The following is a 17,879-nucleotide window of genomic DNA, read 5'->3' on the forward strand; positions in this document are numbered from 1 at the left end:
TTCATCCCGGCCGCACGCGTGGCCCGGGGACCCCCGCGCGTCCCCCCCCCCGCGCCACCTGGCGGGCGGGGGGGGGGTCCCGCCCCACCAGGCCCCCCCCAACCCTCTCCCCCGTCCGGCATATAATCCTATTTATCCCGGTATAGGTCAGTCGTGACTCAACAGCGACTGGCCGCGATGGCGGCACTCACCCTGCTCGCGGCGGGCTGCGGAACGCAGCAGTCCGCCGGTCCCGCACGCTCCTCGGACCCGGCACCGCCGCATGTCGCCCGGGCCGCCAAAGGGCCCGGCTTCACCCTCCTGGCCACCGGGGACGTCCTCCCGCACACCGAGATAATCAAGCAGTCCCAAGCGGACGCCGGCGGCGACGGCCACGACTTCCGCCCCATGCTCGCCGGGGTCAGGCCGGTGGTCAGCCGCGCCGACCTGGCGATATGCCATATGGAGACGGTGTACGGCAAGGACGGCGGGCCGTTCACGGGCTACCCCGCCTTCAAGTCTCCGCCGCAGGTCGCCGCCGCCCTCAAGCACACCGGCTACGACTCCTGCTCCACCGCCTCCAACCACACCCTCGACGACGGCGCGGACGGAGTGCGGCGCACGCTCGGCGCGATGGACGCCGCGGGGCTGCGTCACGCCGGCTCGGCCCGCTCCGCCGCCGAAGCCCACCGAATACCGCTGATGCAGGCCGGTCCCGCCAAGGTCGCGCAGCTGTCCTACACCTACGCCACCAACGGCATACCGCTGCCCCAAGGACAGCCGTGGGCGGTCAATCTGATCGACCAGAAGAAGATCATCGCGGATGCCCGGTCCGCCCGTGCGGCCGGAGCGGATGTCGTCGTGGTCAGCGTCCACTGGGGCACCGAATGGCAGCAGGAGCCGGACGAGCAGCAGCGCACCCTGGCGCGCGCCCTGACCGCCTCTCGCACCGGGGGACGACCCGACATCGACCTGATCCTCGGCACCCACGCACATGTCCCGCAGGCCTACGAGAAGGTCAACGGCACCTGGGTCGTCTACGGCATGGGCGACCAGCTGGCGGGCTATATGTACAACCCGCCGGACGTGGTCGACGGGCGCGGCAACCAGAGCTCGATGGCCCGCTTCACCTTCGCCCGCCCGGCCCGGCCCGGTGACCGCTGGCCCGTCAGCAAAGCCGAGTTCATACCCCAGCTCACCGATCTCAAGGACCGCTTCCGGGTGGTGAACCTCGCCGACGCCCTGGCCCGGGAGCCCGGCCGGGCGGACTACACCGCGGCCCGCGACAGTATCCGGGACATCGTGCTCTCCCGGGGCGCGGCGAAGGACGGTCTGATCATGTCCAAGTGATCGCGCTCCCCGAGGCACGCCAACTAGGCTTGCCCGCATGGACATTCTGGGGACCTCATTGCGGGTGTGCGTCAGCGATCTCGATGCCGCGGTCGGCGTCTACGAACGGCTGACCGGCGCCGAGGCGGTCCGCTTCCAGCGCGGCGGCGTCGCGGTGGCTGCCGTCGGGTGCTTCTTCCTGATGAGCGGCCCCGAGGCGGAGTTGTCGGTACTGCGGAAGATCACGGCGACCCTCGCCGTCAAGGACGTGGACGAGGCGGTCGCCGATCTGTCGGCGGTCGGCGCGGACATCATCGCGGGCCCGCTGTCCACCCCCATCGGCCGCAACCTGGTGGCCCGCCACCCTGACGGCTCGGTCTTCGAGTATGTCGACCGGCGGCAGGACGCCTGAAAGCAACTCCCCCCGCGGCGCCCCGCCGTGTCGACGCCGGGCGCAGTGGCTCGCCGCGCGACTCGGCCGCTCTCCTCAAGCGGCCGAGTCGCCTGCCTCTCGGCAACGGCGGGCCCACCGGCCGCTGGTCAGGACACGTCCAGGACGATCTTGCCGCGGGTGCGGCCCGCCATGTTGCGGCGGAATGCCTCCGCCGCCTCGGACAGGGGGAACGTCGCGTCGACCGGCACGGTGAGCTTGCCGGCCTCCGCGAGGTCGCCGAGCGCGGTCAGATCCGCGCTGTCGGGGCGGACCCACACCATGTGCCCGCCCTTCGCCTTGACCTCGCCGTCCGCGACGGACGCCACCCGGGTGCGGTCCTTGAGGACCTCCTGCGAGACGTCCACGGCGCCGCCGCCGACGAAGTCGACCGCCACGTCCACCCCTTCGGGGGCCATCTCCCGCACCCGAGCGGCGAGGCCGTCGCCGTAACTCACCGGCTCGGCGCCGAGGGACCTCAGGAACTCGTGGTTGCGCTCACTGGCCGTGCCGATGACGCGAGCCCCCTGGGCCACCGCGATCTGCACCGCGAGCGATCCGACGCCGCCCGCGGCGGCGTGCGCCAGGACCGTCTCGCCCTGCCGGGTGCCGACCCTCTTGAGCGCCTGATAGGCGGTGAGTCCGGCGAGCGGCAGGCCCGCCGCCTGCTGCCAGCTGAGCGCGACCGGCTTGCGCGCGAGGGTGCGGACCGGCGCGGAGACCAGCTCCGCGAACGTGCCGTGCTGGACCTCGTCCTTGCGGACGTAGCCCATAACCTCGTCGCCCACCGCGTACTCGGTGGCATCCACACCGACCGCCTCGACCACGCCCGCGACGTCCCAGCCGGGGATGAGGGGGAAGTGCATGTGCATCATCGCGTCCAGATAGCCCGCGACGATCTTCCAGTCCACGGGATTGACGCCGGCCGTCTTCACCCGGACCAGGACCGCGTCGGGAGCCACCTTCGGGTCCGGCTGATCGGTGTATTCGAGGACCTCGGGTCCGCCATAGCTGTTGGTGATGATCGCCTTCATGATCGTGACAACGAGTGACGACTCGGGAACATTCCCTCACGGCCGGGACGGTCACCGAATGGCGTACGCGTCAGCACGGCGGCCGGGCGGGTGCGTTGGAGGTTCATCCCCCGTCGACAGCGGTGGACGCGCCCAGGGCGCGCAGCAGGAACGGGAGCAGCTCCCGTGCCATCGCCTCCCCGGACGAGGGGGCGCGGGACTCCGGTGACCGGGCGTCCGGGGTGAGGAAGAGACGGCTGACCATCGAGCCGACGACGAGGTCGGCGAGGACATGCGCGTCGTCCAGCGGCGGGATGTCGCCGCGGGCGACCGCGCGCCGGACCACGGTGGCCGCACGGTCGCGGACGGGCTGGACGATGGCGGTGTCCAGGACCCGGGCCAGCGCCTCGTTGTGCGCGGCCTCCCCGATCAGCACATGCAGGAGCCGGCCGCCCGGCCCTTCCAGTGTGTCGGCCTTGTCCCGCAGCAGTGCCGCGAGGTCGCCTTCGAGGCTTCCGGTGTCCGGCTGCGGGCCGAGGTCGGCCGCCCAGCGGACGGCGGTGCCCACGACCAGGTCCTCCTTGGAGCGCCAGCGGCGGTAGAGCGTCGCGGTGGACACCCCGGCCCGCTTGGCCACCGCCGCGGTGGTCAGCCCGCCGTAGCCGCTCTCCTGGAGGACCTGCACGGTGGCCTCCAGCAGGGCCCGGTCACGGCCGGCGTCGCGCGGCCGGCCGCGGGCGGGCTGCCGCTCGGCGGTCGCGGTGTCGTTGCTCTCGGTGCGTTCGGCCACACGGGGAGTCTAGCCACTTCAATACGAAACGAAACATTTTCGTTTCATGTAGCCTCGGGGGCATGGCACCTCTCACCCCCACCACTCCCCTGGACGCCGCCGCCGTCGTGGCCCGGCTCCGCGCCACCTTCGCCACCCACCGCACCAGGTCGACGGCCTGGCGGCGCGGACAGCTCGAGGCGCTGCGCACCCTGCTCACCGAGCACACCGACGACCTCGTCGCGGCGCTCCACGAGGACCTGGGCAAGGGCCCCAAGGAGGCCTACCGCACCGAGGTCGGCTTCACGATCAACGAGATCGAGCACACCCTCGCCCATCTCGACGACTGGCTGGCCTCCCGGCCCGCGGACCTCCCCGAGCGGCTGCTGCCGGCCACCGGCCATGTCGTCCGCGAGCCCCTCGGCGTCGTCCTGGTGATCGCCCCCTGGAACTACCCGCTGCAGCTGGCACTCGCCCCGCTGGTCGGGGCGCTGGCCGCGGGCAACTGCGCCGTCGTCAAGCCCAGTGAACTCGCCCCCGCCACCTCCGCCGCCCTCGCCCGGCTGCTGCCGCGCCATCTGGACGGCGAGGCGGTGGCCGTCGTCGAGGGCGCCGTACCGGAGACCACCGCACTGCTGGAGCAGCGGTTCGACCACGTCTTCTACACCGGCAACGGCACCGTCGGGCGGATCGTGATGGCGGCCGCCGCCAAGCACCTGACGCCGGTCACTCTCGAACTGGGCGGCAAGAGCCCGACCGTCGTCGACCTCGGCACCGACCTGGCCGCGGCAGCACAGCGGATCGTGTCCGGAAAGTTCCTCAACGCCGGCCAGACCTGCGTCGCACCCGACTACGTCCTGGCCGTCGGCGACACCGCCGAGGGCCTGGAGCAGCACCTCGACGAGGCCGTACGTGAACGGTTCGGCGCCGACCCGGCTGCCGCCCCGGAGTACGGACGGATCGTCAACGAGCGGCACTTCGACCGGCTGACCGCCCTGCTCGACAGCGGCCGCACGGTCGTCGGCGGTACCCACGACCGCGCCAAGCGCTATCTGGCACCCACCGTGCTCGCCGATGTCGCCCCCGACGCCCCGGTGATGCGGGAGGAGATCTTCGGCCCGATCCTGCCGATCGTGCCGGTGCCCGACCTGGACGCGGCGATCGCGTTCATCAACGAGCGCGACAAGCCGCTCGCGCTGTACGCGTTCACCGCGTCCGACGACACCAAGCACCGGCTGCTGACCGAAACCTCCTCCGGCGCGCTCACCTTCGGCCTGCCGGTGGCCCATCTCACCGCGCCGGACCTGCCGTTCGGCGGCGTCGGCGAGAGCGGGATGGGCCGCTACCACGGCGAGTACTCCCTCGACACCTTCAGCCACAGCAAGGCCGTGCTGGACAAGCCGTCGGCCTGACGCAGGCCCGGCCGGGACCGCGGGGCCCCGTCGACCCGGCCGGTCACGCGGCAGTCGTCACACCGGCCGCATCCGGTACTCGTACCGCTCCGGCAGCGGGTGCTCGGCACGGGCCGTGGCGCGTACCTCGTCGGTGACCGGCCCTGCACCGGCCACCAGGCGTTCCGCGATGGCGTACCAGGTGTCGCTCAACGTCTCGTCGCCCTCCCGCAGATCGGCGATCTCCACGCCCGCGTCGAAGATCTCGCGGGCCTCGGCGGTCCGTCCCCGGTCGAGCAGCACCTGGGCGGCCAGCAACCGGAACCGGCCGTCGGCCGACACCTCCTCGGGCAGCCGATCGAGGAGGTCCGCCGCCTCCTCGCTCCGCCTCGCCGCGAGCAGCGCCGGGACCGCCTCCCTGGCGAGGGCGGGCAGGGCCGCTCGCCAGACCCGGGCGGACGGGCCGGGCGTGACGGAGTGCGCGGCCCGGTCGGCGCAGGCGAACGCCTCCGCGAAGCGGTCGGCTGCCCGCGCCGTGTCGCCCGCTTCCCACTCGGCCACCGCCAGGCAGTACAGCGGCAGGCAGCCCGCGCCGTGCGACAGTGCACGCTCCCAGCTGCGGACGGCCTGCGCGCGGTCACCGGCGTGCCACTGGGCGAGGCCGAGGTGGTAGTCGGTCGCCGGGCCGGGCCGGGCCGACTCCAGCAGATCGCGCCAGGCCGGGGCGACCTGCGTGGCGCCGGGCGTTGGAGCCTCGGCGGGCAGGTCGCCGGAGGTGAGGAGGGTCAGCCACGGCTGCTGTTCCTCGCCCATGGTGTCCGCTTCGAAGGGCGTACCGGGCAAGTCGTGGCCGGCCCGCGCGACTTCGAGCGCGCCCCAGCCGGAGCCGGTGGCGAGCTGCTCCTTCGGTTCGGCATCGGCGTACGGCCGCCAGGCGGCGTGGGCGGCCTCGACATCGGCCCGCGGCAGGACCGTCTCCAGCCGGGCCGCGACCTCGCCGCGGGCCGCGCTCCAGTCGTCGCCGTGCACCGCCGCAGGATCTGCGGACAGCGGCCCGTACGCCTCCAGCCAGCTGAACTCGCCGCCGCCGTCGAGCTCCACATGCTCCAGCTGGGTACGGGCCAGACCCGCCTGGATCTCGGCGTACCCGCCGGTTCCCGGCTCGGTGAGCCAGCCCTGCCAGCGCCGCCCGGCCCGCTGGGCACCCCAGACGAAGAGCTTGCGCCCGCGGAGCGCGTCGGTGGAGGTCTGCACCAGGCCGCTGCCGCCCTCGTCGAGCGAGGTGATCCAGCGGCGGGCGCCGTCGGGGACCTCGTAGAAGTAGTCGGCGGGGACGTCGCTGCGCAGCGGGTAGCTGCGGTCGGCGCCGTTGAACTCCGGGGAGGGAACCCGGCGCAGAGTGTGCTCGTAGCCGAAGTGCCACGCCTCGTCGGCAGGGGCGACGACACGGGTTCCCTCGGCTTCGGGAACGGCGATGTTGGACCACCAGTAGACGGGCGCGGTGTGGTGGTGCGGATTGCGGATGCGGACGCCGACGTACAGGAAGTCCGAGCCCTCGGGCAGCCAGAGGTCCACCTGGAAGGGCAGGTCGCGCAGTCGTTCCCACTCCCACAGGCGGAGCATCTCGCCGCCGTCCGGGGCCGGGACCCGGGCGGCGTGCAGCGGTGCACAGGCGAGGGTGGTGTGGCCCGTGGCACCGATGTTCCACTCGATGCCGCCGGAGAACCAGGCACCGTTGAGGGCGAAGTTGGCGGGCTGCAGAACGGGGTTGCGGTAGAGCAGTTCGCGGTCGGTGGGCTTGTGGTGCAGGGAGTACACCCGGCCACCGAGGCCCGGCAGCACGGTGGCGCGCAGCCGTTCGTTCTCGATGACGAGCGCCTCGACATCGGTGCCGACGCGGTGGCGGCCGTAGCCGTCGCGCATTCGCGTCGGCAGGATCGTGCGCAGCGGCCGGTAGCCGATCTGGCGCGCCATGTCGGCGGGCAGCCCGGCGTCCTCGGGGATGCGGATGCGGTGCAGGTCTTCGGAGGCGCGCAGGGCGGGCAAGGGGTTGTCGGGGCCGATCGGCGCTGCGGGAAGGGTCAAGGTGGTGCGTCGCACACTCGTGGCCACGGCTGCCTCGCAAGGTTGGACCGGGCCACCTCTGCTGCGGTGGCCGCCTGTTGACCATGGAACATCGTCGGGGCCGGTCTGCACAGGGCGTGTGGCGCACGGGTGAGGTCAGGGTTGCGCAAAGACGCTCTCCAGGAGGTCGGCGAGCAGCGCCGCACCTGCTCCTTCGGGGTCGCGGTCCGGGTCGTAGATGGTGACGTCGACGCCGACGCACCGCGGCGAGGCGGCCAGGGGGCCGAGCAGGGCCCGGAGTTCGTCCGTGCGGAGGCCGTCGGGGTCGGGGCTGTCGACGGCCGGCATGACGGAGGGGTCCAGGACATCGGCGTCGAGGTGGAGCCAGAATCCGTCGAGCGGGGGGTGCTGGAGGCGGCGGAGCGCCTCGCGCGCCACCGTCCCCGCTCCGCGGCGGCGGATCACGCCGACCGGGGCGTGGCGGATGCCGAGGCCGGTCAGCTCCGGCTGGTCCTCGTCGGCGTCGCGGATGCCGAGGACGCTGATGTCCGTGTCCCGTACGTAGGGCCGCAGTCCGTCGATGTCCGTCAGGTCGGCCTGTCCGCGCCCGGTGATCTGCGCGACGCCCTCACCGGCGGCGGCTCCCACCGGTCCGGCCACCTCGGTGTTGCCGGGGTGGCGGAAGTCGCCGTGGCCGTCGAGATACGCCACGCCGTAGCGCCCCAGCCGGCGCAGCGCGAGGACGGCGCCGAGCAGGATGCTGCAGTCACCGCCGAGCAGCACCGGGAACGCGCCGTCGCGTACATGCTTCTCGACGCGCTCGGCGAGCCTTCGGGTGTAGCCGGCGATGGCGTCGGCGTGGAAGTCGCCTTCGCCCTCTTGCCACTGCCCGAGGTCGTAGCGCGGCGGCACCACCACTCCCCCCTCCTGGGCGCCGAGCCGCCGTAGCAGCCCCTGGTCGCGCAGGGCGCCGGCCAGCTTGTAGCAGCCGGGGACGGCGCCGGGCGCGGGCGGGCGCAGTCCCAGGTTGGAGGGAGCGTCGATGAGTACGGTGCGGCGCATGCCGGGATCGTAACGGGCCCGGTGCGCACGGCCGTTGGCTTTGCGCCAGTCGGGACTGTGCGGACGCGCCCTGCGGACCGCTCTAGGACTCTAGCTCGTCCTGGTGTCGCTCGTGGAAGCGCAGCCGGTTGCCGAACGGGTCGGTCAGGGTGAGCGACGTGCCCGTCCCGTCCTCCTCCAGACCGGGCCGGAGGTTGGGGTAGTCCTTGCCGGCCAGCTCGGCGTGCAGGTCGCGTACCCCGCTCAGCTCCAGGTAGACGGTCGAGCCGGGCGTCGCGTCGCCGTGGTGCTCGGACAGATGCAGGACCAGGCCGTCGCGCGAGATCTGGGTGTAGAGCGGCATGCCGGGCTCGTAGCGGTGCTCCCAGTCGACGGTGCAGCCGAGATAGCCGAGGTAGAACGCGTGCGCTGTGGCCAGGTCGAAGATGCGGAAGACGGGCACGGTACGGCGGAAGACGATTCCCATGATCCCACTCTGCCCGGTCGGCGCCGCACGGGTCACTCCTTCCCCGCCCCGTGCGCACCTTCCGCGGGCACCATCTCGCTGGTGATCGCCCAGCGTTCGTGGTCACGCCACGCGCCGTCCACGAAGAGGAAGTCCGGTGAGAACCCTTCCAGCCGGAAGCCGGCGCTCTCGACCAGGGCGATCGACCGGGCGTTGGCGGGCTGGATGTTGGCCTCCAGCCGGTGCAGGCCCATCTCGTCGAAGGCGTGGCGCAGCACCAGCCGGAGCCCTTCGGCCATCAGCCCGCGCCCGCCCGCGTGCGCGAAGGCGCCGTAGCCGATCGCACCGCACCGGAACGCGCCGTGCACGATGTTGTTGATCGTCAGGAATCCCGCGATCCGGCCGTCGGCGTGCTCCCGGAAGAGGAAGCCCTCGCGTACCGGTTCCGCCAGCCTGCGCAGGTAACTGTCGTACGCGGCGGGGGTCTCCGGCGGGAACAGCCACGGGTGGTGCAGGGACCTGCTCTCCCGGGCCAGCGCGGTGAACTCCCGCTGGTCGTCGGCGGTGAAGGGCAGGAGCGCCACACGGGGTCCGCGCGCGAGAGGGCGAGGGTTGGTCGTCATCGGCAGATCCTACGAAGGCGGGCGAACGCCTGGCCAGGCAGGTCTCCCACGGCGCCGCTCGTCGGGCGCCGCTGAACCGCTGACGCGGCGTCACCGGGCCGGATCGAGCGGCCCATCGCTCCTCGTCCGCCGCCACTCCCGCTCCCCCGCCGCGGGGGCGGAGAGTGCGCGGCGGCGGTGGGTCCTGCGCAGCATCGTCCGGGCCATGAAGGGGTGGACGAGGCGTACGGCGCGAAGTAGAGCCGACCGCTCAGGCGGTGGGTACGCACGACCGTGCCGAGCGTGACACGGCCGTCCGCGACCAGGATCGAGGCACGGAAGTCCAGCTGCTTCTGCTCGCTCCTCGGCGTGCCGTACGCCGATCACGAGATCTTCGAGGAACAGTCCCACCGCATCCTGCGCGGCCGTACCGGCGAGGAGGCGGAGTCCGCCCGCCAGAATCTGGAGACCTACTTCACCGGTCTGATCGCCCGGAAGGAGAAGGATCCGGGCGACGGGCTGCTGGGCGACCTGATCGAGGACCGGCTGCGAGCCGGCACGCTGGAGCACGACGAGCTGACCCGGATGGCCATGATCCTGCTGGTCGCCGGCCATGATACCACCGCCAACATGATCTCGCTGAGCACCCTCACGCTGCTGGAACACCCCGAGCAGCTGGCGCAGTTGCGCTCCCGGGATGACCTGATGCCCACCGCGGTGGAGGAGCTGCTGCGCTTCCTGTCGATCCTCGACGCCATCCTGCGGGTGGCGAAGGAGGACATCGAGTGGGGCGGGCAGACCATCAGGGCGGGCGAGGGCGTGATCTTCCCGGCCTCCCTGATCAACCGCGACGACACCGTCTACCCGGCCCCGGGCACCCTGGACCTGGGCCGTGCAGCCCGTCACCATGTGGCCTTCGGATTCGGTGTCCATCAGTGCCTGGGCCAGAACCTCGCGCGGGCGGAGCTGGAGATCGCGCTGCGTTCCCTCTTCACGAGGATCCCGGGGCTGCGGCTGGCCGTACCGGCCGGCGACCTCCCCATCAACCCCGGGGACACCCTGCAGGGCATGATCGAACTGCCACTGGCCTGGTGAACCGGATGACGACAGCATCGGGAAAGGAGTCCGGCGTGCGGATCACCGTCGACCAGGACATCTGTATCGGCGCCGGTCAGTGCGCCCTGACCGCGCCCCGGGTCTTCACCCAGGACGACGACGGTTTCGGCACGGTGCTGCCCGGCCGGGAGGACGGCGCGGGCGACCCGCTGTTGCGGGAAGCCGCCCGCGCGTGCCCGGTGGGGGCCATCGAGGTCGCGGACGGCTGACCGGGACCTGGGGCGTGTCCGCAAGGTCCCGCCTGGCCCGCGACGCCTGGCACGCACGCTCGCTGCGTTGTCGGGATCGCCCACGTGGACCCACTACGAGGACGACCCTCCGCCTTGCGACCGCGCTCGGCCTCCGAAGGCGACTCCGAGCCGAGACGGAGCGAGTGCAACGAGCGCAGTGCACCAGACGCCGCGGACCCCGCCCTACGGGCGGACGACGGGACTTCGCGGACGCCCCTAGCCCACATGCCCCCGCAGGACGGGCAGTTCGAGCACCCCGGTGTCGCCGGGGGCACTGGTGATCGTCACCGGCTTGATACCGCGGTTGCCCGTGTAGGCGGAGTCGCTCGCGGCGACGACGAAACGCAGCCGGTGCCCCGGCTGGTAGCGGTGCACGATGCCCGGGAGTTCCACGGTGAAGCTCCGCGTCACATCGGGCACCCTGGCCGGGGCCACCAGCCGGTGCACCAGTGTCTTGCGGCCGTCCGGCGCGACGTCGTAGAGCTTGGCGAACAGCACCAGCTTGTCGGCCGCGTCCGAGGAGTTCTGCGTCCGTTCGGCCGCGGGCGAGGAGACCTTGAGCGTCACCTTCGGGGTTCCCACAAGATCGGCCGGCCCGCCCGTCACCGGCTCGGACGTCCACGCCAGGTGGGTGCCCGCACCGTCGAACGGCGCGGTGTCCGGCATACCGAGCAGCCCGGCCAGCGAACTCTCCGAGTGGCTGCTGGCCACCGGGAGGTTGCGGTAGTGCCGGCTGCCGCGCGCCACCTTCGTCTGATTGTCGACGAGCTTGCCGTCACCGGAGAGGTACAGCCGCTGACTGCCGCTCGTGGGATAGCCGGAGGCGGTCGCGTAGCTGGAGCCCTCGGGCGCCCAGTCCTGGTGGTAGGCGAAGGCGGGCCCCGTGTCGGTGTCCGTCCTGCGGTGCAGATAGCGGTCGAACCACGCGAGGATCCGCCGTCCGACGTAGCTGGTCTCCAGATTCCCCTGCTTGAGGTCGAGTTCGCCCGCGACCGGCTTCTTCATCCCCCCGCTGTGCCCCCATGCCTGCCAGATCATCTTGGTCTCGGTGCCCTGGGCGGAGAGGGTGCGGTAGGTGGCGGCGGCCTCGTTGAGGTTGAACAGGCTGTCGGCCTGGCCCTGGACGAGCAGCGTCGGCGCGGTGACCGACTTGAGGTAGGAGACGGGGGAGACGCTGCGGGCGTAGCGGAGCATCGTCGCGGTGTCCTGGGCCGGGTACCGACCGGAGTCCAGCAGCCGCTTGGTCTGGCAGGCCGACGCGACGAAGTGCAGGCAGCCGGCGCCGCCGGTCCGTGAGCGGTCCAGACCCGGGTGCGCCAGCCCCTGGGCCTCGCCGATGAGGAAGAAGCCGTTCGTCCACTGGTACTTGTACGCCCCGGGCACCGGGCCGGGTGCCGCGCTGTCGCGGTCGGCGTTGTTCGGGGCGAGGGAGTACGCCAGGTCGTGCCAGGTGATGAGCGGGACCAGCGCGTCCACCCGGTGGTCGACGGCGGCGGTCGCCATTTGGATGGCACCGCCGTAGGACCCGCCGATCATGCCGACCCGTGGGTCCCTCGCACCGTCCTTGGTGACGTAGTCGATCCGGGTGCCGTCGTCCGCCGCCCGGACGCCCGCCAGGAGGTCGAGGAGCTGGGAGGCCGCCTTGCCGTCGGCCGTCGGGTCGTCCAGGGAGATCGGACAGCCGGTCTTGCCGAAGCCCAGACCCGAGTAGGCCATGGCCACATAGCCACGGGCGGCGAAGGACTTGGCGGTGACATCGGTCGAACCGTCCGCCTTGCTTCCACCGAAGCCGTTGGTGGTCAGCACGGCGGGTGCCGGGTGCGCGGCACTCACTCCGGCCGGGCGGTAGAGGTCCGCGTCCACGGTGCAGCTGCGGTCGCCCGCGCGGACGGTCACCTTCAGGGCGGTGACGGAATAGGGCGCGGCCGCGGTCGCGGGGGCGGCGGTCAGGGCCAGCGGCGCGGTGAGGGCGGCCCCGGCCAGCAGGGCGAGTGACCTGCGCAGTGCGGGGCGGGAGACGGCTCGGGACACGCTGGGCACGCAGACCTCCACAAGGACACGTCGTACCAACCAGTCGGTAACGGCGGGCTCATGCTGTGACACGAGTAACCCGCATGTCAACGCTTCTGACACGCGTCGCTGTTAGGACGTCAGTTCAGTGACCGACCCCGCCGCTCACCATGATGGGCACAGCATCCGGCGTGTATTTCATGAGACATGACGGAGTGTCACTCAAGTGGACGTGTCCGGACCGGCAGCCCTGCGCGCACGCGGTCAGCTCAGTGCCGGGATCTCCAGCGTCAGCGTCCCGGCCGTCGCGTCCAGCTCCGCCGGGACGCCGAGCGGCAGGGTCAGAGCGGAATCGCCGTGCCCGAAGCCGAACTCCTCCACCACCGGCACCCCGAGACCGCCGAGCCGGTCCCTGAGCACCTCCCGCACCTGGGCGTACGGGCCACAGCGGGCCCAGGAGCCGAGGACGATCTCGGCGACGCCGTCGAGCCAGCCGGCGCGCGACAGCTGAGTCAGCGCCCGGTCGATGCGGTAGGGAGGCTCCCCCACGTCCTCCAGGAGCAGCAGGCCGCCCGGGACGCCGCGCCGGGCATGCGCGGTGCCGACCTCGCTGGCGAGCATCGCCAGACAGCCGCCGACGGTGACTCCGCGGGCCCGGCCCGGCACCAGCGGCCTGGACGTCCCGGAGGCCAGGGTGCGGACCGTCTCCGGCGCGAAGAGGGTGCGCCGCAGATGCTCGCGGGTGGCCTCGTCCTTGAGGAAGACCTCACCTGCGACGGCCGGTCCGTGCAGCGAGGACACTCCGGCCCGCACCGCGAACGCCTCGTGCAGCACCGTCACATCGCTGAAGCCGACCAGCGGCTTGGGGGCCGCGGCGCGCAGGGCGTCCCAGTCCAGCAGGTCGACCATGCGCTGGGCGCCGTAGCCCCCGCGCGCGGCGAACACCGCGGCGACGGACGGATCGCACCAGGCCTGCTGGAGCTCGTGGGCACGGCCCTCGTCCGAGGCGGCGAGATAGCTCAGCGTGTCATGGGAGCCTCGGGTGCCGGGCGAGGCCACGGGGTCGAGGTCCCAGCCGCGCAGGATGTCCAGACCGCAGTCCAGCCGCTCCGGGGCGATCGGGCCGCTGGGCGCGACGACCGCCACCTGGTCGCCGGGCCGCAGCCGCGGTAGACGGATCAGCCGCGGCGTCGTCATGTGTGCAGCTCCAGCTCGGGGACGTCGTCGCGGACGAAGCAGAACGTCCGGGCGTACAGGGAGAGTTCCGCCTCGACGGCCCGGACCATGGTGTCCTCCCGGCGGAAGCCGTGTCCTTCGCCGGCGAAGGACAGATAGGCGTGCGGTATGCCGCGCCCGGCGACCTCGGCGAGGAACCGGTCGCACTGCGCGGGCGGGCAGATGACATCGTCCAGGCCCTGGAGGAGCAGGAACGGTGCCGCGATACGGTCCGCGCGGTGCAGCGGCGAGCGGGTGCGGTAACGGTCGGGGACCTCCGCGAACGGGCCGACAAGCGACTCCAGATACCGCGACTCGAAGTCATGGGTCTCGTCCGTCGCCCAGCCCGCCAGATCCAGGATCGGGTACTTGATGGTGCCGCAGGCGTAGAGGTCCGTGGAGGTCAGCGAGGCGGCGGTGGTCCAGCCGCCGGCGCTGCCGCCGCGGATGGCCAGCCGGGCGCCGTCGGCGGTGCCCTCGTCGGCCAGCGCGCGGGCGACCGCGGCGCAGTCCTCGACGTCCACGACGCCCCACTGACCGCGCAGCCGCTCGCGGTATTCGCGGCCGTACCCCGTCGAGCCGCCGTAGTTGACCTCGGCGACACCTATGCCGCGGGACGTGAAGTAGGCGATTTCCAGGTCGAGGACCAGCGGAGCGCGGGTGGTGGGGCCGCCGTGCACCCACACCACGAAGGGCGGGAGTTCGTCGTCGGGGCCGGTGTGGTCGGGGCTGTGCGGTGGATAGATGTGGGCGTGGACGTCCCGGCCGCCTGGGCCGGTGAAGGTGCGGGCCCGCGGGCGGGGGTAGTACGCGGGGTCCACGACGTCGGTGTGGCGGGCGGCGATCGCCCGGGAGCGGCCGGTGCAGGTGTCGAGTTCGACGACCTCGTAGGAGCTGTGCGGTCCTGCGGCGATCCCGAAGGCGCGGCTGCCGTGGGCGGTGAGCGTGGGCGCCCATTCCGTCCAGGGGCCCACGGAGTCGACCAGGTCACCTGTGACCGGGTCGAGGACCCCCAGGCTGGTGTCGCCGAGGCCGTGCAGGACCGCGAGGGTGCCGTTGTCCAGCGGCAGGAACCAGCGCTGGCCCACATTCCACAGCGGGCCGCCGAACTCCTCCTTGCGGGCGGGGCACAGGCTGCGGCGGGCGGCCGCGCCGGGCGGCGCCGCGGGGTCGATGCACTCCAGCTGCCACCAGCCGCTGAGGTCGGAGACGAAGAGCAGCGAGCCGTCCGCGGCCCACTCGATCTGCGCGATGGACTCGCCCCGCTCGCCCCCGCCCGGCGAGGTGGGGCCGAGATCCCCCACCAGTGGCCGGATGTCCTTGAACTCGCCCTCTGCGGTGACATCGGCGAGCATCACGAGGGTGCCGTCCCAGGGCATCTGCGGATGGTCCCAGGCGATCCAGGCGGCGCGCCGGCCGTCCGGGGAGATCCGCGGGCCGGTGACGAAGCGGTGCCGGTCGTCGCTCAACTCCCGGACGGCGCAGCGGTCTTCGGCCGCGGAGCCGTCGAGCGGCACGGCGGCGAGCACCCGGCGGACGTCGGTGGGGCGGTCGCCGGTGAACTCCTCCAGGACGCACCACACCTCCCCCAGCTCCGGGCGCAGGACCGGGTCGACCCACCGCAGACCGCCCCCGACGGCGGACAGCGGGGTGAGCGGGCGCGGGGGCTCACCGCTGTCGGGTGTGCAGGCGTACAGCCGCTGGTCGGCGAACTCGCTGAAGACGATCAGCGGTCCGCGCTCGGTGAGGGTGCCCGCCCAGGGCTGGCCGCCGTATTCCAGCACCCGGCTGCGGACGTCCCACGGGGCGGGCAGTACCGCCTCCTCGGTGCCGTCGGGCCGCCTGCGGACCAGTGCCCGGCGGCCACGCTCGACGGGCCGCGGCTCGGTCCACCAGACCTCGTCACCGACCCCGCCGATGAAGGCCGGACGGCCGTCGTGCGCGGCGACCGTCCGGGCGTCTATCGGGGATGGCCAGGCTCCGTAGGGGGCGGTGGTCACCATGCGGGAAGTCCTCCTCTGCCGGGCCGCCCGGCGGGTCGTGCGATCATGCCTGTCGCAGGAAGTGGTCGAGCACCCGGACTCCGAAGTGCAGCGCCTCGACGGGGACCCGCTCGTCGACGCCGTGGAAAAGGGCCTGGTAGTCGAAGCCCTCGGGCAGTTTCAGCGGCGAGAAGCCGTAGCCGGCGATACCCAGCCGGGAGAACTGCTTGGCGTCCGTGCCTCCCGACATGCAGTACGGCACGACATGGCCCTGCGGGTCGAACAGCTCGACGGCATCGCGCATCGCGACGAAGGTCGGGGAGTCGACCGGTGCCTGCAGGGCGACCTCGCCGTGGTGGTAGTCCCAGTCGACGTCGGGGCCGGTGAGTTCGTCCATCGTCGTCCGGAACTCCGCCTCGCCGCCGGGGACCACCCGGCCGTCCACATAGGCGACGGCACTGCCGGGGATCACATTGACCTTGTAACCGGCTTCCAGCATCGTCGGGTTGGAGCTGTTGCGGATCGTCGGCCGGACCAGCTCGGCGGACGGGCCGAGCTTGCTCAGCAGGGTGTCGACGTCGAAGTCGGGGGCCTCGACGTCGACATCGATGACGTGCAGCACGGCGAGTTCGCGCAGCGCGGCCCGCACCGTCGGGGTGAGGCGGACCGGCCATTCGTGGGCGCCGATGCGGGCCACCGCGGCGGCCAGCCTGCTGACGGCGTTGGCGTCGTTGACCTTCGATCCGTGGCCCGCGCGGCCCTGGGCGGACAGCTTCAGCCAGGCCGTGCCGCGCTCCCCCGCCGCGATGGGATACAGCTGCATCCCGCCACCGGCGTGGAAGGTGTAGGCCCCGGACTCGCTGATGCCTTCGGTGCAGCCCTCGAAGAGGTCGCGGTGGTGGTCGGCGAGGAAGCCCGAGCCGTCGTCGGCGCTGGCCTCCTCGTCGGCGGTGAAGGCCAGCACGAGGTCACGACGGGGCCGCACGCCGGTGCGGGCCCAGCGGCGGACGGCGGCGAGCACCATCGCGTCCATGTTCTTCATGTCGATGGCGCCGCGGCCCCAGACCACGCCGTCGCTGACCTCTCCGGAGAAGGGATGCACGGTCCAGTCGGCGGGCTCCGCGGGCACCACGTCCAGATGGCCGTGGACCAGCAGGGCGTCGGCTGCGGGGTCGGTGCCCGGGATACGGGCGACGACGTTCGTACGGCCCTTGGTGCGCTCCAGGAGCGTCGGTTCGATACCGGCCTCGGCCAGCAGCTCCGCGACGTACTCGGCGGCGGGGCGCTCCTGGCAGGTGCCGTCGCCCGTGTTGGTGGTGTCGATGCGGATCAGGTCGGAGGTGAACCGCACGACCTCGTCGAGGGCCTGCTGGTCGACCGGCCCGGTGAGGTCAGCCATATTGTTCCTCCACGGCGGACGAGACGACGGTGGTGACCGCCTTGAAGCACCGAATGGCTTCGTACATGTTCTGACTGGTATACGCGACGCGGCGCTCTCCGGTGCGCTCCACGCCGGGCACGCAGGTCGCCGCGCCCACCAAATGCTCCGCGTCGAACTCCATCTCGACGTGGAAGGGGCGGGCGCCGACCGGTTCGTGGCGCACCGCGAGGGACGCCGCCTGCTGGGCAGCGGCCCGGATGTCGGCCGCCGTACGGGCCGGGGGGCGGCACACCGCGGCGTAGCGCGAGACGTAGTCCTTGACGGCCACCGCGGGTGCCTGCGGGGCGTACCCCTGGGCGTCCCGGCAGGTGCGGTCGTCGCCGGTGACCAGGACCACCGGCACGCCGTACTCGGCGACGACGAGGGAGTTGAGCAGGCCCTCGCTCGCGCGGGTGCCGTCGACCCACACCCCGGTGAGGGAATTGGCGAGGTAGGTGTGCGCGAGGACGCCCTCGGCGCCGGCGCCGGTGTGGTAGCCGACGAAGGCGATGCCGTCCACGTCGCCGTGCTGGACGCCCTCGACCATGCTCAGCGACTTGTGGCGGCCGGTGAGCATCTGCGCGCGCTCGTCGAGCTGCTCCAGCAGCAGATTGCGCATCGTCCAGTGCGCTTCGTTGACCAGCACCTCATCGGCTCCGCCGGCGAAGAATCCGGCGATCGCCGCATTGACGTCGGAGGTGAACATATGGCGGCAGCGCTCCCACTGCGGCGTGCCGGGCAGCACATCGGCCGGCCAGGTCACACCGGTGGCGCCCTCCATGTCTGCCGAGATGAGGATCTTCATGCCGCGTCACGTTACGC

15 protein-coding genes and 2 pseudogenes are annotated in these 17,879 nt (G+C 72.3%); 5 read left to right on the forward strand and 12 right to left on the reverse strand.

The genetic code is table 11. The annotated features are described in order from the left end of the window. Positions 1 to 177 precede the first annotated feature (177 nt). Together ACGFZW_RS05625 and ACGFZW_RS05630 are read left to right on the forward strand one after the other, a co-directional pair. Positions 178 to 1,329 carry a CapA family protein gene (locus ACGFZW_RS05625; protein WP_393891830.1) on the forward strand — a complete coding sequence of 384 codons (1,152 nt, stop codon included), beginning with the start codon at positions 178 to 180 and terminating at the stop codon, positions 1,327 to 1,329. A 37-nt stretch (positions 1,330 to 1,366) separates the two neighbouring features. Then, positions 1,367 to 1,720, forward strand: a complete 354-nt coding sequence (locus ACGFZW_RS05630) for a VOC family protein (RefSeq protein WP_393891731.1) — start codon at positions 1,367 to 1,369, stop codon at positions 1,718 to 1,720. Between the two features lie 128 nt (positions 1,721 to 1,848). Here ACGFZW_RS05630 and ACGFZW_RS05635 read toward each other — a convergent pair whose 3' ends face one another. Further along, complete coding sequence (locus ACGFZW_RS05635; RefSeq protein WP_393891732.1) at positions 1,849 to 2,772, reverse strand: NADP-dependent oxidoreductase; 924 nt, start codon at positions 2,770 to 2,772, stop codon at positions 1,849 to 1,851. Between the two features lie 103 nt (positions 2,773 to 2,875). Continuing rightward, on the reverse strand, positions 2,876 to 3,541 hold the full coding sequence (locus ACGFZW_RS05640; RefSeq protein ID WP_393891733.1) for a TetR/AcrR family transcriptional regulator: 666 nt from the start codon (positions 3,539 to 3,541) through the stop codon (positions 2,876 to 2,878). Between the two features lie 62 nt (positions 3,542 to 3,603). Here ACGFZW_RS05640 and ACGFZW_RS05645 point away from each other — a divergent pair, with 62 nt between their 5' ends. Further along, positions 3,604 to 4,932 (forward strand): aldehyde dehydrogenase family protein, encoded by a 1,329-nt coding sequence (locus ACGFZW_RS05645; protein WP_393891734.1) that lies wholly within the window; start codon positions 3,604 to 3,606, stop codon positions 4,930 to 4,932. Positions 4,933 to 4,989: 57 nt separating this feature from the next. Here ACGFZW_RS05645 and ACGFZW_RS05650 read toward each other — a convergent pair whose 3' ends face one another. From ACGFZW_RS05650 to ACGFZW_RS05670, 5 genes and pseudogenes are all read right to left on the reverse strand, one after another. Further along, a complete protein-coding gene (locus ACGFZW_RS05650; protein ID WP_393891735.1) occupies positions 4,990 to 7,023 on the reverse strand; it encodes a DUF5107 domain-containing protein in 2,034 nt (677 codons plus the stop codon). Positions 7,024 to 7,131: 108 nt separating this feature from the next. Beyond that, complete coding sequence (locus tag ACGFZW_RS05655) at positions 7,132 to 8,037, reverse strand: arginase family protein (protein WP_393891736.1); 906 nt, start codon at positions 8,035 to 8,037, stop codon at positions 7,132 to 7,134. Between the two features lie 82 nt (positions 8,038 to 8,119). Next, positions 8,120 to 8,503 (reverse strand): glyoxalase superfamily protein, encoded by a 384-nt coding sequence (locus tag ACGFZW_RS05660; RefSeq protein WP_393891737.1) that lies wholly within the window; start codon positions 8,501 to 8,503, stop codon positions 8,120 to 8,122. A gap of 32 nt (positions 8,504 to 8,535) precedes the next feature. Next, complete coding sequence (locus tag ACGFZW_RS05665) at positions 8,536 to 9,105, reverse strand: GNAT family N-acetyltransferase (protein WP_393891738.1); 570 nt, start codon at positions 9,103 to 9,105, stop codon at positions 8,536 to 8,538. A gap of 90 nt (positions 9,106 to 9,195) precedes the next feature. Further along, a pseudogene (locus ACGFZW_RS05670) lies at positions 9,196 to 9,431 on the reverse strand (hypothetical protein); the annotation flags it as partial. Here ACGFZW_RS05670 and ACGFZW_RS05675 point away from each other — a divergent pair. Then, a pseudogene (locus ACGFZW_RS05675) lies at positions 9,427 to 10,179 on the forward strand (cytochrome P450); the annotation flags it as partial. The pseudogenes ACGFZW_RS05670 and ACGFZW_RS05675 sit on opposite strands and share 5 nt — an antisense overlap. A 5-nt stretch (positions 10,180 to 10,184) precedes the next feature. Continuing rightward, positions 10,185 to 10,409 carry a ferredoxin gene (locus ACGFZW_RS05680; protein ID WP_393891739.1) on the forward strand — a complete coding sequence of 75 codons (225 nt, stop codon included), beginning with the start codon at positions 10,185 to 10,187 and terminating at the stop codon, positions 10,407 to 10,409. A 237-nt stretch (positions 10,410 to 10,646) separates the two neighbouring features. Here the strand turns inward: ACGFZW_RS05680 and ACGFZW_RS05685 are convergent, their stop codons facing one another. The 5 genes from ACGFZW_RS05685 to ACGFZW_RS05705 form a co-directional block, all read right to left on the reverse strand. Beyond that, a complete protein-coding gene (locus ACGFZW_RS05685; RefSeq protein ID WP_393891831.1) occupies positions 10,647 to 12,461 on the reverse strand; it encodes a CocE/NonD family hydrolase in 1,815 nt (604 codons plus the stop codon). Between the two features lie 243 nt (positions 12,462 to 12,704). Next, a complete protein-coding gene (locus ACGFZW_RS05690; RefSeq protein WP_393891740.1) occupies positions 12,705 to 13,637 on the reverse strand; it encodes an LD-carboxypeptidase in 933 nt (310 codons plus the stop codon). After that, on the reverse strand, positions 13,634 to 15,658 hold the full coding sequence (locus ACGFZW_RS05695) for a S9 family peptidase (protein ID WP_393891741.1): 2,025 nt from the start codon (positions 15,656 to 15,658) through the stop codon (positions 13,634 to 13,636). The genes ACGFZW_RS05690 and ACGFZW_RS05695 overlap by 4 nt, the downstream gene beginning before the upstream one ends. A gap of 43 nt (positions 15,659 to 15,701) precedes the next feature. After that, positions 15,702 to 17,036: a M20/M25/M40 family metallo-hydrolase gene (locus tag ACGFZW_RS05700; protein WP_393891742.1), complete on the reverse strand. Its 1,335-nt coding sequence runs from the start codon at positions 17,034 to 17,036 to the stop codon at positions 15,702 to 15,704. Then, a complete protein-coding gene (locus tag ACGFZW_RS05705) occupies positions 17,029 to 17,862 on the reverse strand; it encodes a M55 family metallopeptidase (protein ID WP_393891743.1) in 834 nt (277 codons plus the stop codon). The genes ACGFZW_RS05700 and ACGFZW_RS05705 overlap by 8 nt, the downstream gene beginning before the upstream one ends. Between the last annotated feature and the right edge of the window lie 17 nt (positions 17,863 to 17,879).

This window comes from Streptomyces sp. NPDC048248, assembly GCF_043201875.1.
Taxonomy (GTDB): Bacteria; Actinomycetota; Actinomycetes; order Streptomycetales; family Streptomycetaceae; genus Streptomyces.

What these genes read in the sequence shown, in the direction of transcription:
- ACGFZW_RS05680 (WP_393891739.1), top strand. Translation starts at nt 10,185, where the DNA reads ATGACGACAGCATCGGGAAAGGAGTCCGGCGTGCGGATCACCGTCGAC.
- ACGFZW_RS05630 (WP_393891731.1), top strand. Translation starts at nt 1,367, where the DNA reads ATGGACATTCTGGGGACCTCATTGCGGGTGTGCGTCAGCGATCTCGAT.
- ACGFZW_RS05695 (WP_393891741.1), bottom strand. Translation starts at nt 15,658, where the DNA reads ATGGTGACCACCGCCCCCTACGGAGCCTGGCCATCCCCGATAGACGCC.
- ACGFZW_RS05625 (WP_393891830.1), top strand. Translation starts at nt 178, where the DNA reads ATGGCGGCACTCACCCTGCTCGCGGCGGGCTGCGGAACGCAGCAGTCC.
- ACGFZW_RS05655 (WP_393891736.1), bottom strand. Translation starts at nt 8,037, where the DNA reads ATGCGCCGCACCGTACTCATCGACGCTCCCTCCAACCTGGGACTGCGC.
- ACGFZW_RS05700 (WP_393891742.1), bottom strand. Translation starts at nt 17,036, where the DNA reads ATGGCTGACCTCACCGGGCCGGTCGACCAGCAGGCCCTCGACGAGGTC.
- ACGFZW_RS05705 (WP_393891743.1), bottom strand. Translation starts at nt 17,862, where the DNA reads ATGAAGATCCTCATCTCGGCAGACATGGAGGGCGCCACCGGTGTGACC.
- ACGFZW_RS05645 (WP_393891734.1), top strand. Translation starts at nt 3,604, where the DNA reads ATGGCACCTCTCACCCCCACCACTCCCCTGGACGCCGCCGCCGTCGTG.
- ACGFZW_RS05635 (WP_393891732.1), bottom strand. Translation starts at nt 2,772, where the DNA reads ATGAAGGCGATCATCACCAACAGCTATGGCGGACCCGAGGTCCTCGAA.
- ACGFZW_RS05660 (WP_393891737.1), bottom strand. Translation starts at nt 8,503, where the DNA reads ATGGGAATCGTCTTCCGCCGTACCGTGCCCGTCTTCCGCATCTTCGAC.
- ACGFZW_RS05665 (WP_393891738.1), bottom strand. Translation starts at nt 9,105, where the DNA reads ATGACGACCAACCCTCGCCCTCTCGCGCGCGGACCCCGTGTGGCGCTC.
- ACGFZW_RS05690 (WP_393891740.1), bottom strand. Translation starts at nt 13,637, where the DNA reads ATGACGACGCCGCGGCTGATCCGTCTACCGCGGCTGCGGCCCGGCGAC.